Source organism: Ectopseudomonas khazarica (assembly GCF_004521985.1).
Taxonomy (GTDB): Bacteria; Pseudomonadota; Gammaproteobacteria; order Pseudomonadales; family Pseudomonadaceae; genus Aquipseudomonas; species Aquipseudomonas khazarica.
The window spans coordinates 199,308-215,465 of the sequence record NZ_SBHZ01000008.1 but is presented as its reverse complement, the minus strand read 5'-3'; the positions used below and the strand labels follow the sequence as shown (position 1 = coordinate 215,465).

Below are 16,158 nucleotides of genomic sequence, written 5' to 3'. Positions count from 1 at the left end.
GGCCGCGTAGAACCCGGCTGCCGTAAGGGCGGCCGGGTGGGTTCGGGTTACAGCAGAGGGATGCTGTAGCTGAGGATCAGGCGGTTCTCGTCGGCATCGCGGGCGAAGTCGGAGCGGTAGCTGGCGTTGCGCCAGCGAATCGCCAGAGCCTTCAACGGGCCGCTCTGAATCACATACTGCACGTCGGTATTGCGTTCCCACTCGCCGTCGCCGGCGCTGATCGTGGCGCCGTCGGCGTGATCGCCGCGGATATAGCGGGTCATGAAGGTCAGCCCGGGAATGCCGACCTGACCGAAGTCGTAGTCGTAGCGCAACTGCCAGGAACGCTCGCCCGGTTCGGCGAAGTCGTTGATCTGGATGTAGTTGACCAGGTACGGATCGGAGCCGGAAACGAACGGCAGCGAGGTGTCGCCGTACAGGCGCTGATAACCCAGGCCCAGGGCGTGTCCGGCCAGGCTGTAGGTGAACATGGCAGCGAACACGTCACTGTCGATCTCGCCGCCGGCCGCGCGACCGCTGTCGCCGCTGTGCAGGTAGCGCAGGTCCGACTTGAACTTGCCGGCGCCGAGCACAGCCTGGTGGGTCAGGCCGAGGAACTGCTGGTCGTAGATATCATCGAGACGGGCGAACTGGTAGTTCAGCGCCAGGTTATCGGCCAGCTTCGCCTCGACTCCGGCGATGTCCAGCGCATTGGCTTCGGCGCTGGCGCTGAAGCGGCGGTTCTTGTTGTTCAGCGACAGGGACTGGCGGTCTACCGAGTCGCGTTCGATTACGCGGTCGAAGTGGGCCAGGGTAAACGTCAGCGGCTTGAGGTCGGCAATCGAGGCCTGCGCGCCCTGGAAGGCCTGCGGGATGATGCGCCCGGTGTTGGCCTGCAGGGTGGGCAACTTGGGTACCAGGATGCCGGCGCGCAGTTCGCTCTGTCCCATGCGTGCCTTGACGGCCGCATCGACCCGGCTGAAAGCGTCGGCGGCCTCGCCGTCATCGTGTACCGGCAGCAGGCCGGAGCCGGCGCGGCCGCGTGCCGAGTCGAGCTTGATGCCCAGCAGACCGACGGCGTCCACGCCAAATCTGATGGTGCCGGGGGTGTAGCCCGAGCGGAAATCCAGGGCAAAGCCCTGCGCCCATTCTTCGCGCTTGGATTGCGCAGTGCCTTCGCGGAAATCACGGTTGAAGTAGTAATTTTGCGTCTGCAGGTTGAGTTTGGCGTCTTCGACAAAGCCGCCGGCTTGCGCGCTGAGCGCCAGTGAGCCTAGCGAGGTGACGGCCAGGGTGTGCGCGAGTTTCTTGTTGTTGTGCATGACTAGCTCCGGTTGGGTCGCCCGTTGTGGTTGTTGTGGGCGATCGGGGAACGGCGCAGAAAGGCGCTTTCCGCACCCTGTGGGCCTGAGCTCTGTGCGGCTATAGCGCGCCAGAGCTCAGGGGGGAGATACCGCGGTGACAGCTGGCAGAACGCTCTCTTGTTCGGCGTGCGGGCAGGTGTCCCATACCTGACTGGGCGGATACTAAGTGCGCACCGGAAGGCGGAAAATTGATGATTCATCAATGCAGCGTTCGTATAGTGAGAACGCTCATGGTTTAGCACCAAGGTGTTGAGTGCTCTTGCAAGGCGCCTGCGATGGTGTCGGAGCGCCCTCGTTTTCACTTGTCAGGCGCTTGCGCCGCTGCGGAATAGCCCTATGCGATATGACCTGATCACCATGGATGTCTTCACCGCCGTTGCTGAGGAGCGCAATTTGACCCGCGCGGCCGAACGGCTGCATCTGGCCGTATCGGCGGTGAGCAAGCGTATCGCCGAGCTGGAGGAACAGGTCGGCTCGCCCTTGCTGCTGCGCTACGCCCGTGGGGTCGAGCTGACGCCGGCAGGGCAGTCGGTGTTGCACTACGCGCGTGAGCTGCGCTTGGTGCTCGGGCAGATGGACGAGGAGCTGGCCAGCTACTCGGCGGGGGTCAAGGGGCATATCCGCATCCACGCCATCACCTCGGCACTGACCCAATTCCTGCCTGGCGACCTGGAGCGCTTCATCGACAGCTACCCGCAGATCAACTTCGACATTGAGGAACGGGTCGGCTCGGCGGTAGTGCGCGCGGTGATCGAGGGGCGTGCTGATATCGGTATCTTCGCCGAGCATACCCGCAACACCAGCCTAGAGACTCGGCCCTATCGGCAGGATCAGCTAGTCGTCGTGATACCGCGCGAGCATGCCCTGGCCGGCCATTCCAAGGTGTCCTTCCGTCAGGCGCTGGAGCACGAGTTCATCGGCCCGCACCTGGAAAGCTCGCTGTATACCCTGTTCACCCAGCAACAGGCCGAGGTGGGCATAAACATGCGCGTGCGGGTAAGGGTCAGCAGCTTCGAATGCATGTGCCGGCTGGTGGCAGCCAGTGTCGGCATCGCCATCCTGCCCAAGACTGCAATCATGCAGTACTTGAAGCCGATGAAGTTGCAGATGGTGCCGCTCGACGAGAGCTGGGCGCGGCGCATGCTGGTCATCGGCGTGCGCAGCACGGACCTGCTTACGCCTACGGTCAGAACCCTGTTCGAGCACCTCGCAGCCAAGGGTTGATAGTCATAGCGTTCTCGATAGGAGAACGCTGGCTTGGCGAATCATCAATTTTCGCTTTCCCACTAGCTCCCTAGGATGGGCCCAAAGACGACACAGTCCGTCTGCCCAGAACAATAGAGAGCGCCAGACCGTGAATACTTATTTCAGCCTGCTTGAAGTTGCTGGTGAACGTTTCAGCTATGTCGATCTGCACAAGCTGCTTGACCGGTCGGCGCTGGACCGCCTGCCGTATTCCATTCGTCTATTGCTGGAAAACGTCGCACGCTGCTCGCCCGAGGCGCTGGAGCTCGTGCTGCAGTGCGCCACCGGCCAGGCCAGTGGCTGTGAGACGCCGTTCTTCCCCAACCGTCTGATGTTCCACGACACCACCTGCCTGCCGGCGCTGGCCGACTTCGCCGGCATGCGCGACCGCGTGGCCGAACTGGGCGGCGACCCGCAGAAGGTCAACCCGGTGATTCCGGCGGTGCTGACCATCGATCATTCGGTAATCGTCGAGCGCTATGCCGACACCGAGGCGGTGGAGGCCAACCTCGACATCGATTTCCGCCGTAACAGCGAGCGCTACCAGTTCATCAAGTGGGCGCAGAAAAGCCTCGACAACTTCAAGGTTATTCCGCCGGGCACCGGCATCATCCACCAGATGAATATGGAGGCGCTGGCCCAGGTGGTGTGGGAAAGCCGTGGGCCGAATGGCGAGCGTCTATTGCACCCGGACGACATGGTCGCCACCGACAGCCACACACCGATGATCAACGCCGTGGGCATTCTCGGCTGGGGTGTCGGTGGTCTCGAAGGCCAGGCCGCCATGCTCGGCGAGCCGGTACCGATCAGCTTTCCCGAGGTCATCGGCATCCGGGTACGTAACGCTCTGCGTCCCGGGGTGACTGGTACCGATCTGGCGCTGTACGTCGCCGAAGTTCTGCGGCAGCGCAAAGTGGTAGGCAAGTTCGTCGAGTTCTGTGGGCCGGGCCTGGATAACCTGAGTTGGGCTATTCGCGGCACTGTGGCGAACATGGCCCCGGAATACGGTGCCACCGTGGTGTTTTTCCCCTTCGACGACGAGACCTGCACTTACCTGAAACTGTCCGGTCGCCCGGCCGAGCTGCGCGCCAAGGCTGAGCGCTACATGGATGTGCAGTCGTTGCGGCGTCGTTCCGCTGCACCTGAGCCGCAGTTTGCCGAGCTGATCGAGTTGGACCTGGCGAGCATCCAGCCCAGCGTCGCCGGCCCGCATCAGCCGCACCAGCGCCAGCCGCTGGCACTGGCAGGGCAATCCTTCGATGAGCAGGTGATGGGCAGCAGCACCATCGCCAGCAGCATCCCCGACAGTTTCGATGAGCCCAGCTTTGGTCAGCCTCTGCGCCATGGTGCGGTGGTGATCGCGGCGATCACCAGTTGCACCAACACTGCCAACCCGGCGCAGATGATCCAGGCCGGTCTGCTGGCGCGCAAGGCGCGTGCCCTTGGCCTGCGGCGCAAGCCCTGGGTCAAGACGTCGCTGTCGCCCGGCTCGCAAGTGGTGGCCGATTACCTGCGCGAAGCGGGGCTGTTGGAAGACTACGCCGCGCTAGGCTTCGACCTGGCCGGCTTCGGCTGCATGACCTGCATCGGCAACTCCGGCAGCCTGGAAAGCCATGTCGAGACCTTCGCCGAGCAGGGCCTGAAGGGCGTGGCAGTGCTCTCCGGCAACCGCAACTTCGAAGGCCGGGTCAATCCCAAGGTGCCGGCCGGCTACCTGGCTTCGCCGGCGCTGTGCGTGGCCTATGCCATCGCCGGCGATATTCACATCGACCTGACCTGCCAGCCGCTGGCGCGCGATGCCGGCGGGCGCGATATCTACCTGCACGATCTGATGCCCAGCGACGAGGAAGTCGCCGCCGTCGAGCGCCAGGTGGTGCGTCCGGAATTCTTCGCCGAGCGCCTGAAGACCCTGTGGGACGGCACCCACCACTGGCAGGCGCTGAGCGCTGCCGGCAGCGTGCGCTTCCCGTGGAGCCCGGCATCCACCTACCTGCGCCGGCCGCGCTACCTGGAGTCGATCTCGGCCGAGGCGCCACAGCGCCTGGTCATCGAGCTGGCGCGGGTGCTGATGGTGCTCGGCGACAACGTCACCACCGACCATATCTCGCCGGCCGGCGCCATCCCGTGTGACAGCCTGGCCGGGCAGTGGCTGCTGGAGCACGGCGAGAGCCCGCTGGACCTCAACCAGTATTCGACCCGCCGCAGTAACCATGAAGTGATGCTGCGCGGCGCCTTCACCAACCGCGCCGTGCGCAACCAGCTGCTCGCCGAGCAGCCCGGCCAGGGCGCCTGGGCGCGCACGGCCGATGGCAGCCAGGTGCTGCCGGTTTACGAGGCCTCGGCCAGTTACCTGGCGCAGGGTACGCCGCTGGTGGTGTTCGGCGGGATCAACTACGGCGCCGGCTCCAGCCGCGACTGGGCGGCCAAGGCGCAGGCCCTGCTCGGTGTCTGCGCGGTGGTGGCGCGCAGCTTCGAGCGCATCCACCGCAGCAACCTGATCGGCATGGGCATCCTGCCGCTGCTGTTCGCCGAGGGCGAAAGCGTGGCCGATCTGGCGCTGCGGGGCGACGAGCGCCTGAGCTTCGACGGCCTCGATGCACTCGCCGTGGGCAGCAACGCCATCACTCTGCGCATCGCCCGCGAAGGCCAGGCCGAGCAGCGTATCGCTCTGCAGCTCAAGCTCGATTCGCGGCAGGAGCTGACCTACCTGCTGCAGGGCGGAATCCTGCCCTACGTGGTGCGCAAGATGCTCGCCTAGGCCCACCTACCGCGACCGTCAACGCAGCCAAGGACAATAACCATGCGTGAACACGAGCTTCTGCCGGCCGATCCGGGCCGGCGCCAACTGCTTGTTCAGGCCAGCGTGCTGGCTAGCGCCTCCGTGCTCGGTAGCCTGTTGCCCAGCACGCTGCAGGCAGCGCAACCCCCCTCATGTTTCCGGAGAACGTCACATGTTCGCTTACGTCGGCAGTCGCACCACGCGGGAGCGTAATGCCCGCGGGGAAGGCATCAGCGTATTCAAGGTAGACCAGCAAAATGGCACCCTCGAGCCGGTTCAGCTGCTCAAAGGCCTGGTCAACCCTTCGTTCCTGACCCTGAGCCGTGATGGCCGCTTCCTCTACACCGTGCATGGCGACATGAGCGATATCAGCGCCTTCAGCGTCGACCGTGACAGTGGCCAGCTGACTTTGCTCAACCGCCAGAGTACCCAGGGCAAGAACCCAGTGCATCTGGCCCTTGACCCCAGCGGTCGCTACATGGTGGTTAGCAACCATATCAGCCAGAGCCTGGCGGTGTTGCCGGTGAACCCGGATGGCAGCCTCGGCGAGCTGACGCAACTGCTGGTGCTGGCAGGACAACCTGGGCCGCACCGGATTGAGCAGCCATTCCCCAAGCCGCATCACAACCCCTTCGATCCGGCCGGTCGGTTTGTGATCGTTCCGGACAAAGGGCAGGACAAGATTCTCAGCTACCGCTTCGACAACGGGCGCCTGGCGCCTGCCGAGCCGGCTTTCGTGGCGACACGCGAGAGCTCCGGGCCGCGTCACCTGACCTTTCATCCTATGGGTGACTGGGCCTACGCGATCAACGAGCTGGACTCGACCGTCACCTCTTACCGCTACGACGCCAGCCAGGGCGCCCTGCAGCCCCAGCAGGTGCTGTCGACGCTGCCGTCCAGTTTCACCGGCAACAGCCGCGCTTCGGAAATCGCCGTCACTGCCGACGGCCGTTTCCTCTACGCCTCCAACCGTGGTTTCGACAGCATCGCGGTGTTCGCTATCGATGCACAAAGCGGCCTGCTGCGCTTTGTCGACGCCATCCCGAGCGGTGGTCGCACGCCGCGTTTCTTCGCGATCACGCCCAATGGTCGCTTCATGTTTGCCCTGAACGAGGACAGCGACTCGATCGTGACCTTCGCCATCGACCAGCAACGTGGTGTACTCGAAGCCACGGGTGCACAGGTCTGCAGCGGAAGTCCGGTCTGCATGGTTTTTTCCGCCTGAAAACTTGACCGATAAAAACAAGACCGGCCGCCAGTGCGCGGCCCTGTGAGGCCCACAATGACAACAACAGCAAGCTCCAGCTTCGAGAAGGCGGTGGTACGCAAGGTCACCCTGCGCATCATTCCTTTCGTTTTCCTGCTCTATATCGTTTCCTACCTGGACCGCGCCAACATCGGCTACGCCGCGCTGCAGATGAATGCCGACCTGGCCCTCTCGGCCGAAGCCTTCGGCTTCATTTCCGGGATCTTCTTCCTCGGCTACTTCCTCTTCGAGGTGCCGAGCAACGTGCTGCTCAACCGTTACGGCGCGCGGGTATGGATCGCCCGTATTCTCGTCACCTGGGGTGCGATTGCGGCCGGTACCGCGTTCGCTGAAACCGCCAACCAGCTGTATGTGCTGCGCTTCCTGCTGGGCGTGGCCGAGGCCGGTTTCTTCCCGGGCATCATCGTCTACCTGACCTACTGGTTCCGCTCCAAGGAATTGGCTACCACGGTGGCGCTGTTCACTGCGGCCATCCCGGTGTCGTACATCATCGGTGCGCCGTTGAGTACCTGGATCATGGACAACATTAATTGGATGGGCTGGAGCGGCTGGCGCTGGATGCTGTTCCTCGAAGGCATCCCGGCGGTGCTGTTGGGCGTGGCCTGCTACTTCTACCTGACCGACAAGCCGGAGCAGGCCAAGTGGCTGACCGATGAGGAGCGCAGTTGGCTGATCAACGAGCTGGAGAACGACCGCAAGTCGCGCAAGAACGTCAAACACCTCGGCACGCTGAAGACCATGGCCAACCCGAAGGTGCTCTATCTCTCCTTCATTTACTTCGTCTACCAGTGCGGCAGCCTCGGCGTCGGCTACTGGATGCCGCAGATCATCAAGAGCTTCTCCGAGTCGCTGACCCACACCCAGATTGGCCTGATCGCCATGGTGCCGTACATCGTCGCCACCATCGTGATGATTGCCTGGTCACGCAGTTCAGACCGCCACAACGAGCGCAAGCTGCACTCGGCTATTCCGCTGGCGGTGGCCACTGCCGCCATGGTCGGTGCCGGCCTGGTCAGCAGCCCGGTACTGGCGATTGCCATGATCAGCCTGACCCTGGCCGGCCTGTATAGCTTCAAATCGCCGTTCTGGGCGCTGCCGACGCTGTTCCTCAGCCGTTCCACCGCCGCCGTGTCGATTGCTGTGATCAACTCCATCGGTAACCTCGGCGGCTTCGTCGGGCCGTCCATGCTCGGCGTCGTCAAGGGCAACACCAACAGCGCCACCACCGGCCTGCTGTTCCTCAGCGTGCTGCTGGCCATTGCCTTCCTGATGACTCTGCTGATGCGAGTGAACAATACGGATGAAGGCGCAGAGGCTGCTCTGGCCGCCGAGGAGAGCCACTGATGACGGTCGATGCCGCCGTTCTCGCCGAACTGGCGCCCACCGGTGTGCTGCGTGCGGCGATCAACTACGGCGGCAACCCGTTGCTCGCCCAGCGGGGCGAAGGCGGCCAGCCCGGTGGCGTATCCACCGCGCTGGCCCGAGGCGTTGGGGGTGGCGATCTAGTTCGTCACCTTCGATGCCGCCGGCAAGGTATTTGCCGCGCTGCCCGAGGATCGCTGGGACCTGGCGTTTCTGGCCATCGAGCCGGTGCGTGAGGCGCAGATCGAGTTCAGCCACCCCTACGTGATCATTGAGGGCACTTATCTGGTTCGCGCGGACAGCCCGTTCCAGTCGGTGACCGATCTGGACCAGGCGGACCTGCGCCTAGCGGTCGGCAAGGGCGCGGCGTATGACCTGTTCCTCAGTCGCACGCTGAGCGCCTCCGAACTGGTGCGTGCGCCGACCTCTGCGGCAGCGGTGGATTGGTTTGTTGAGCAGGGGTTGGATGCCGCTGCAGGCGTTCGCCCGGCTCAATTCGGGCTACCGGGTGCTGGGTGACAGCTCACCGAGATCTGCCAGGCGATGGCGGTACCCAAGGGGCGTCTGGCGGGGGCGCGGTTCATCCGCCAGTACCTGAGTTCAGCCATAGACAGCGGAGTGGTGGCGGGGGCACTGATTGCCAGTGGCCAGAAGGATGTCCGGATTGGACCTAGTGTTAGTGAGCACACGCCTTCCCCTTAATCGTAAATTTTTGGATGACCGCTATTGGCCGATAGCAGACGCTGGTGACAGGTTGCTATCGGCCAGGAGCAGTCATTAGGTGCCTGAAAAATCTGGGGCGATTCAACTACCACGTAGGGCGAATCTCATCCGTAAGAGGAAGCGTCTGGTTCAGGGGCCAACGCATGCTGCCGAATACGTTTCTAGGTCCGCAGCTCTCCTCCCGGCACTGCTCGCCAACATCCTCGGTGCGAAGAGCATCGCTCTCTGCGAACAGATGAAACACACATTTGGATCCCGCTTCGCGAAATACAAAAACGCCACTTTCAGTGGGTACAGCCAAGCCATGCAGTCGGCATACATGACCTCCACCGCCTGTTGTCCAGAACGTGAAAAGTAGTTTTCCATCAGACTGCATCTGGGTCTCAAGAAAGTCTCCTGGAGAACCGCGACGACCATCGGGAATAGCGTTAAGTGTCTGAGAAACCGCGTCACCAGCCAGCGTCAGAACCGATGCCAAAAACCACGAGAAGCGCATAACAATTCCTCCCTGATGACAATTGAATCGTACCCCTCGTGGACGAGCTGAGTGAGTCCATTTCTAAGCGACCACTTCTGGCCGATCTCTGCCGATTTTCCAGCAGCAGAAGTGGAGAAGGCAGAAGCTTTTCTCAGCCCGGTAGGAGCCACGCCGTGCATGTCCATTGTTTGGGATCGGTTTGCGCCTCGTCGTCAAGCCTCAAGCATCTTCCGGCGCCACGCCCTGTGGTCGCTTGTAGGCCATCCCGACAGAGCGCGGGGCGGTATGGACGAAGCCGAACTGCGCGTACAGGTCTTGCGCCTGGCCATCGGCGATCAGGCTGACATAGCCGCTTTCGGGTACCTCGGCTTCGATGTATTGCAGTATTTCCCCCATGATGCGCTTGCCCAGGCCCTTGCCCTGGTGTTCCTTGAGGACGGCGATGTCCACCACCTGAAAGAAGCAGCCTCCGTCGCCGATGATGCGGCCCATGCCCACCGGCTGCTCGTCATGCAGGATCTGTACGGCGAAGAGTGTATTGGGCAGTCCCTTCAGTGCGGCCTCGATGGTTTTCGGGCTGAGCCCCGAGGCAAGGCGCAGCGCCCGGTAGGTCTCGACGGAGGGCGTTTCCAGCACGCAGGAGTAGGTCGTCATGTGTTTCGCTCGATAGGTGCAAACGGACGGCCAGGCGCTATGCCTGGATGCGGACATCGGCAGCTGGGATAACGGTGGCGCGCTTGCCGAAGCTGGTCATGTTGGCCAGCGTGACGTTGTGGTGGGCGGTGATCTGCGCAGCCGTCAGGACGCCATTGTCCACCGTCGAGTGGGCGTCCTCGACCAGGGTCACCTCGTAGCCCAGCGCCAGGGCGCGGCGGGTCGTGGTATCGACGCAGAAGTCGCTCTGCAGACCACAGATCACCAGGTGGGAGATATCCCGTGCCTGCAGCAGCTGGGTGAGGTCGGTGCGATGGAAGGAGTCCGGCGTGGTCTTGCGAACCCGCAGATCGCTCGGTGAGGTCGTCAGGCCCTCGGCCAGCTGCCAGGGGGCGGTGTCGAAACGCAGGGGGCCGTCATTTTCTTCGTGCTGGATCAGCACAACCGGTGCGTGAGCGGCCCGTGCCTGCGCCGAGAGCGTGTTGATTCTTTCGATCACCCGGTCGCTGTCGAACGCAGCGTATTCTCCGGCACACAGTGCATGTTGAACATCGATGATCAGCAGTGCAGTCGACATGGCTTCCCTCCACGAAGTTGATGCATGGAACAGGGCGAGCCCGGCAAGGGGCAGGGGGCCTGGTTCGATGCATGGAGGGCAGATGGTAGCGCCTGCTCGGCCACTCGACCATCGCTTTGCAACTCAGGGCAGGGTGGTCGTGCAGTGCGCAATCCGATCAGTCGGGTCTCGGTTCGTTCGTGGCACTTTGCCTGGTTGGGCAGCTTCAAATGTTAGTCGTTATCATTTATATTCGCGCACTTTCCGACATCCAGCGCGCACGAACCCTTGCCTCACGCTCCGGCCAAACCGTCCCTGATTTCGACCCTAGCCCGGCACTATGACGAGCTGGTCGACTCTGTCCGTCGCCGTTTCGGCGACCGTCAGGCCGCGCATGAGGTGGTGCACGATGTCTGCGTGCAACTGCTGGAGTCGCCCGAGAAAGAGGCGGTACGCGTACCCTTGGCGCTGCTGCGCAAGATCACCCATGATCGCGCCATCAGCCACTACCGCAGCGAGCGCCGCCGCCAGGCCTGGGTCGACGACCAGGCGGACCTGGCCGAGGTGCTCAGCAGTGCCCCGTGCGTGGAGCGTCAGCATGCCGCCGCTGACGAGCTGGAGCGCTTGAGCGCGGCCATTGCCGAACTGCCGCCGCGCTGCCAGCAGGTATTCGTCATGCACAAGATTCACGAGCTACCGCAGCAGGAGGTCGCCGAGCGACTGGGGATTTCGCTGAAGGCGGTGGAGAAGCACATCAAGGTCGGCGTGGCCAAGTGTCTGGCCCGCCTGGGCTACCAGAAGGTGCGCGCATGACCCCGCAGACCGACGAGCAGGACGCTACCGACGATGCGCTGGCGCGCCACCGCGAGGCGCTGAAGAAGCGTTTCCCGCTGCCGCCACCAGCCAGGAAGCCGCGTCAGCGTGTCGCCACGCTGGGCGTGCTGATTGGTGCGCTGGCGCTGGGGCTGCTCTGGCTCGATCCGGCCTATCGCAGCGAGCGCTACAGCAGCGCATCGGGCCAGGTCCGCAGCATCGCACTGGCCGACGGCAGTCGCCTCATGCTCGATGGCGCCAGCCAGGTCGACGTCAGTTGGCACTTGCGTAGCCGCCGTGTCGAGTTGCTGGCAGGGCAGGCGTTGTTCGATGTCGCCCCGGCCACCTACCGGCCGTTCCGCACGCTGGCCGGTTCGGCTGAAATCACGGTGGTCGGTACCCGCTACAGCGTCAGCCGTGTTGCGGAGCAGGTGCGCGTGGCCGTCGAGGAGGGCCGGGTCGGTGTGCGTGGCCTGCACGATGAGCTGCTGCTCACGCCCGGCCAGCAGGTGCTGGTGCGCAACGGCCAGCTGGGCAGCCCGGAGCGGGTGGATGCCAGGGCGCTGAACGGCTGGATCGACGGCCGCGTGGTGTTCGATCGCACGCCGCTGGTCGAGGTGCTGGATACGCTCAGGCGCCAGCGCGACACACGGGTGCAGCTCGACGATCCGGACCTGGCGCAGCTGCCGGTGTCCGGTACCTTCGCCAGCGCCAATCTGGACGCTCTGCTGGTCTTGTTGCCGAAGATATTGCCGGTGCAATTGCAGCGTGCTGCGGATGGCTCGCTGAGCCTGAGCCGGCGTGCAGCGGAAAAATAATTTCATCGCGAGGTAGGGGTTGCTCGCCGCTGTGGCGGCTATCTCCAGGAACGTCCTCTATTTTCCCGGAGCCCTACCAGTGAAAACCCCGACCCGGCGCCTTACCCTGTTGGCCAGCAGCCTGCTGCTGGGCCTGTCGTCGATGGCCCAGGCCGCCAGCGAAATCGATTTCGACCTGCCCGCCGCGCCCCTCGAACAGTCCCTCAACAGCCTGGCAGCTCAGTCCGACAGCCAGATCCTGTTCTCCAGCGACGTGACCCTCGGTAAGCGTTCGCCGGCCTTGCGCGGCCGCCTGAGCACCGGCGAGGCCCTGCGGCGCCTGCTCGATGACAGTGGCCTGGATGTGCAGCAGCAGGATGATCACACCTTCATCGTGGTGCCGCGCGCCGTGGCCGCCGAGCAGGCGAACCCCTCTGGCGCTGCCGTCGAGCTGGCTTCCATGGAGGTGACCGCATCCCGCACCGCCAGCGCGCTGGTGCCGCAGGTGCGTCAGGTCAACGTCATCGAGCGGGAGCAACTGGAGACGCAGCGCATGGCCTCCGCCAGCCTGGCGACGATACTGGCCAAGAGCATCCCCGGCATGTCCGATTCCAGTCGCACCGTTACCGACTACGGGCAGACGCTGCGTGGCCGTACCATGCTGGTGCTGGTCGATGGCGTGCCGCTGAACACCAACCGCGACTCCTCGAGGAACCTGGCCAATATCGACCCGGCGCTGATCGAGCGCGTCGAGGTCATCCATGGCAGCAGCGCGATCTATGGCGCCGGCGCCACGGGCGGCATCATCAACATCACCACCCGTCCGGCAGGCGGTGACATGCGCGCCGAAACCACGCTGACCGGCACGTCGTCGCTGACCCAGCTCGACCACGACGGCCTCGGTGGCCAGCTGCAGCATCACCTGTCCGGCTCCCAGGGCCCGTTCGACTACGCCCTCGACGTCGGCGCCCGGCATATCGGCAGCTCGTTCGATGCCGACGGTCGGCGCATTGCCCCGGAGCCCAGCCAGGGTGACCTGTTCGACTCCAACGCCTTCAACCTCGGCGGCAAGCTCGGCCTGCGCATCGACGAGAACCAGCGCATCCAGCTCGCCCTCAGCCACTACGATGCCCAGCAGGACAGCGACTACACCTCCGACCCGTCCGTGGCCCGCTTGCCCGCCGGCACGGTGCCGGCGCAGGCGCTCAAGGGCCTCAGCCTGGACGAGCAGAACCAGATCAGGAACAGCATGGCCAACCTGCAGTACAGCCATGACGACCTGCTGGGCAGCCGCATGGCGGCGCAGCTCTACTACCGCGACTATTTCACCCGCTTCACCCCGTTCGATGCCCGTGGCGTGGCGACCCGTGGTCGTTTCGTCGACCAGGTGATGCAGAACAGCGAGGTCATCGGCAGCCGCCTGACCCTGCGCACTGCACTGGGCGACAGCACTGAGCTGGTCTGGGGCGGCGATCTCAACCACGAGCGCAGCGACATGCCGCTCGACATCTTCGACCCGGCCATCTACGACGCCAGCGGCGGCACCGATTTCGACAAGATCGGCAAGATGACCTACATGCCGGAGCTGACCACCTTCAGCACCGGCGCCTTTGCCCAGTTGCAGCACCGCTTCAACGAGCAGTGGTCGATCGACGGTGGCCTGCGCTACGAATACGCCACCGCCAGGTTCGACGACTTCACGCCGCTCTCCGAGATCCACAACGCCAGCCCGGCGCGCGTGGAAGGGGGCACGGTGCGTTACGACGACCTGCTCTACAACGTCGGCGTGGTGTTCTCGCCGGTTCTGGGTCAGGAAATCTACGCGGCCTTCAGCCAGGGCTTCCAGCTGCCGGACATCGGTGTGCAGGTGCGTAACGCCCGGCGCGGTTTCGACATCGACTCCTCCGATCTGGAGCCGGTGAAGACCGACAACTACGAACTGGGCTGGCGCGGAGACCTCGGCGAGCAGACGCTGGCCTCGCTGGCGCTGTTCTACACCACCTCGGACCTGGGTGACGTGCAGAGCTTCAACAATGGCCTGATCCTCAAGCGTACCCAGGAGCGCATCTACGGTATCGAGGGCAGTGCCGACTGGCTGAGCCTGGACGACGTCTGGGGCGTGGGCGCCACCTTCACCTGGATGAAGGGCCGCGAGAAGCCGGACAACGGCGACTGGCAGGACATGACGGGCTTCCGCATCCCGCCGCTGAAAGTCACGGCCTACCTGCAGTACCAGCCTGACCAGGCCTGGAGCAACCGCCTGCAGGCCACCTATGTCGGCAGCGAGGACTATCGCCTGGACGGTGTGGCCAGTTTCGGCCGCCGCGAAGTGGACAGCTACTTCACCGTGGACCTGATCAGCGACTACCGCCTGAGCGAGAAGGACAAGGTCAGCCTGGGCATCGAGAACCTGTTCAACCGCGATTACTACCCGCTGTACAGCCAGCTGATGCGCAGCAGCAGCAATACCAGCCACCTGCCGGCATCCGGCACCACGCTGACCCTGGCCTACAGTCACCAGTGGTAGGCCCCGGGCGCACAGGGACGTGCGCCAGGCGCTCCGGCTCTCAGCGGGCTGCATCGGGTAGCTGCAGCCTTGGGGTCATGACGGTTACCTATACTGGAGCTTGCCCGCTGTCAGCCGGGGTTCGTCCCGGCAGCGAGGCAGCCAACCGGGAGCGATACAAGGATTGCCGGAAATGATTCCTGAAAGTCTCAACACGCAGTTCGAACAATCCGCCAATACCCTGCAAACACTACTGCTCCAACCGGAGACCTATACGCAGATCGGCATCGTCCTGGCGATCTACGTCGGCGCGTGGCTGATTGCCAAACGGATCCAGAAACATACCGCGTCGCTGGGGGCGAGCAGCCAACGGCTGCACGTCTTCATCAAGAAGCTGAGCGATCTGATCTTCCCGGTGACGGCCATCCTGATGCTGCGGGTATCGCTCGAGATCAGCGAGAACCTGCTCAGCCAGGGCTGGCTGGTGCAGGCCGCGCTGATCATTTCGGTGATCCTCATATTCCGCTCGGTCATCCGCAATTTCGTCACCCACAAGCTGCTTGCGACGATGCTCCGGTGGCTGGGCATTCCGCTGTTGTTCCTGCACATGGTCGGCCTGCTGGACGGCCTGATCCAGATTCTCGAATCCATTTCGGTCAATCTCGGCAACATCGAGATATCGCTCTACGGCATCGCCCGCGTGGCCATCTTCGGCTCCATCCTGTTCTGGCTCGGACGCGTCAGCAGCCGGACGGGGCGCGACTTCATCGCCCACCAGGAAAACCTCGACGAACGCACCCGGGAAGTGGCAGCCAAGCTGTTCGAAGTGGCGATCTTCTTCCTGATCTTTCTCCTGCTGCTGCAGATCATGGGGATCAACCTCACCACGCTCGCGGTGTTCGGCGGGGCGCTGGGGGTCGGCCTGGGCTTCGGCCTGCAGGCGATTGCCTCCAACTTCATCTCCGGCATCATCATCCTGCTCGACCGCTCGGTATCGATCGGCGACTACGTCGAACTCGAGGATGGCCGCACGGGCATCGTGCGCGAACTGAACATGCGCTCGACCACGCTGGAAACCTACGACGGCAAGGACATCGTGGTACCGAACGAGAAGTTCATCGCCGAGATTTTCACCAACTGGACGCACAAGGACAAAAGCCAGCGTTATCGCGTCGACTTCTCGGTCGCCTACGACTCCGACATCCGCAAGCTGATCGCCATCATCAAGGATGTGGTCGCCAGCCATCCGCAGGTGTTCAGCGGCGACGAGGTACCCATCGAGGAACGCCCGGACTGCGAGATAGACAGCTTCGGCGACTCGGGCATCAACATGTTCGTCGAGTTCTGGATGGAGGGCGTCGACGACGGCCGCAATCGCGTCGGCGGGGACCTGCTGCTGATGATTCTGGAGGCACTGCAAGAGCACGGCTTCGAGATTCCCTTCCCGCAGCGAGAAGTGCGCATCCTGGACAGGAAGGCGTCCGCGCGAAAGGCGACGGACAGTCCGTGAGCTTTGGCAGCGATCGACATGCCGAGCAGGGCGAGCGGGTGGGCATCGCTCATCGGCGAGGCGTGATCGGCGCGTCGGGCTGGGCACGATGAGCGACACTGGCGCGCTGACGCTTTGCCGTACCT

At 63.8% G+C, this 16,158-nt stretch carries 11 protein-coding genes and 1 pseudogene; 9 read left to right on the top strand and 3 right to left on the bottom strand.

Translation table 11 applies throughout. The annotated features are described in order from the left end of the window. Positions 1–47 precede the first annotated feature (47 nt). On the bottom strand, positions 48–1,301 hold the full coding sequence (locus tag EPK82_RS12860) for an OprD family porin (protein WP_134676811.1): 1,254 nt from the start codon (positions 1,299–1,301) through the stop codon (positions 48–50). Positions 1,302–1,679: 378 nt separating this feature from the next. Here EPK82_RS12860 and EPK82_RS12855 point away from each other — a divergent pair, with 378 nt between their 5' ends. From EPK82_RS12855 to EPK82_RS12835, 5 genes and pseudogenes are all read left to right on the top strand, one after another. Continuing rightward, the gene (locus tag EPK82_RS12855; RefSeq protein ID WP_134676810.1) at positions 1,680–2,567 is read left to right on the top strand and encodes a LysR family transcriptional regulator; all 888 of its coding nucleotides are present in this window, start codon (positions 1,680–1,682) and stop codon (positions 2,565–2,567) included. Between the two features lie 130 nt (positions 2,568–2,697). Then, positions 2,698–5,346 (top strand): aconitate hydratase AcnA, encoded by a 2,649-nt coding sequence (gene acnA, locus EPK82_RS12850; protein ID WP_134676809.1) that lies wholly within the window; start codon positions 2,698–2,700, stop codon positions 5,344–5,346. A gap of 193 nt (positions 5,347–5,539) precedes the next feature. Next, the gene (locus EPK82_RS12845; protein ID WP_134676808.1) at positions 5,540–6,592 is read left to right on the top strand and encodes a lactonase family protein; all 1,053 of its coding nucleotides are present in this window, start codon (positions 5,540–5,542) and stop codon (positions 6,590–6,592) included. A 57-nt stretch (positions 6,593–6,649) separates the two neighbouring features. Next, positions 6,650–7,978: an MFS transporter gene (locus tag EPK82_RS12840; RefSeq protein ID WP_134676807.1), complete on the top strand. Its 1,329-nt coding sequence runs from the start codon at positions 6,650–6,652 to the stop codon at positions 7,976–7,978. Next, positions 7,975–8,698 (top strand): annotated as a pseudogene (locus EPK82_RS12835) (restriction endonuclease). Before EPK82_RS12840 ends, EPK82_RS12835 begins: the two are co-directional and overlap by 4 nt. Positions 8,699–9,416: 718 nt before the next feature. On the opposite strand, the gene EPK82_RS12830 reads toward EPK82_RS12835, so the two are convergent. Together EPK82_RS12830 and EPK82_RS12825 are read right to left on the bottom strand one after the other, a co-directional pair. Then, the gene (locus tag EPK82_RS12830) at positions 9,417–9,851 is read right to left on the bottom strand and encodes a GNAT family N-acetyltransferase (protein WP_134676806.1); all 435 of its coding nucleotides are present in this window, start codon (positions 9,849–9,851) and stop codon (positions 9,417–9,419) included. A gap of 37 nt (positions 9,852–9,888) precedes the next feature. After that, a complete protein-coding gene (locus EPK82_RS12825) occupies positions 9,889–10,428 on the bottom strand; it encodes a cysteine hydrolase family protein (protein WP_134676805.1) in 540 nt (179 codons plus the stop codon). Positions 10,429–10,695: 267 nt separating this feature from the next. Between EPK82_RS12825 and EPK82_RS12820 the strand changes: the two genes are divergently transcribed. The 4 genes from EPK82_RS12820 (at position 10,696) to EPK82_RS12805 (ending at position 16,033) form a co-directional block, all read left to right on the top strand. Continuing rightward, positions 10,696–11,220, top strand: a complete 525-nt coding sequence (locus EPK82_RS12820) for an RNA polymerase sigma factor (protein WP_134676804.1) — start codon at positions 10,696–10,698, stop codon at positions 11,218–11,220. Continuing rightward, positions 11,217–12,038 (top strand): FecR family protein, encoded by an 822-nt coding sequence (locus tag EPK82_RS12815; protein ID WP_134676803.1) that lies wholly within the window; start codon positions 11,217–11,219, stop codon positions 12,036–12,038. Before EPK82_RS12820 ends, EPK82_RS12815 begins: the two co-directional genes overlap by 4 nt. Positions 12,039–12,117: 79 nt before the next feature. After that, a complete protein-coding gene (locus tag EPK82_RS12810) occupies positions 12,118–14,544 on the top strand; it encodes a TonB-dependent siderophore receptor (protein ID WP_134676802.1) in 2,427 nt (808 codons plus the stop codon). Positions 14,545–14,716: 172 nt separating this feature from the next. Next, a complete protein-coding gene (locus EPK82_RS12805; protein WP_134676801.1) occupies positions 14,717–16,033 on the top strand; it encodes a mechanosensitive ion channel family protein in 1,317 nt (438 codons plus the stop codon). Positions 16,034–16,158 lie beyond the last annotated feature (125 nt).

What these genes read in the sequence shown, in the direction of transcription:
- EPK82_RS12860 (WP_134676811.1), bottom strand. Translation starts at nt 1,301, where the DNA reads ATGCACAACAACAAGAAACTCGCGCACACCCTGGCCGTCACCTCGCTA.
- EPK82_RS12855 (WP_134676810.1), top strand. Translation starts at nt 1,680, where the DNA reads ATGCGATATGACCTGATCACCATGGATGTCTTCACCGCCGTTGCTGAG.
- EPK82_RS12845 (WP_134676808.1), top strand. Translation starts at nt 5,540, where the DNA reads ATGTTCGCTTACGTCGGCAGTCGCACCACGCGGGAGCGTAATGCCCGC.
- EPK82_RS12840 (WP_134676807.1), top strand. Translation starts at nt 6,650, where the DNA reads ATGACAACAACAGCAAGCTCCAGCTTCGAGAAGGCGGTGGTACGCAAG.
- EPK82_RS12830 (WP_134676806.1), bottom strand. Translation starts at nt 9,851, where the DNA reads ATGACGACCTACTCCTGCGTGCTGGAAACGCCCTCCGTCGAGACCTAC.
- EPK82_RS12825 (WP_134676805.1), bottom strand. Translation starts at nt 10,428, where the DNA reads ATGTCGACTGCACTGCTGATCATCGATGTTCAACATGCACTGTGTGCC.
- EPK82_RS12815 (WP_134676803.1), top strand. Translation starts at nt 11,217, where the DNA reads ATGACCCCGCAGACCGACGAGCAGGACGCTACCGACGATGCGCTGGCG.
- EPK82_RS12805 (WP_134676801.1), top strand. Translation starts at nt 14,717, where the DNA reads ATGATTCCTGAAAGTCTCAACACGCAGTTCGAACAATCCGCCAATACC.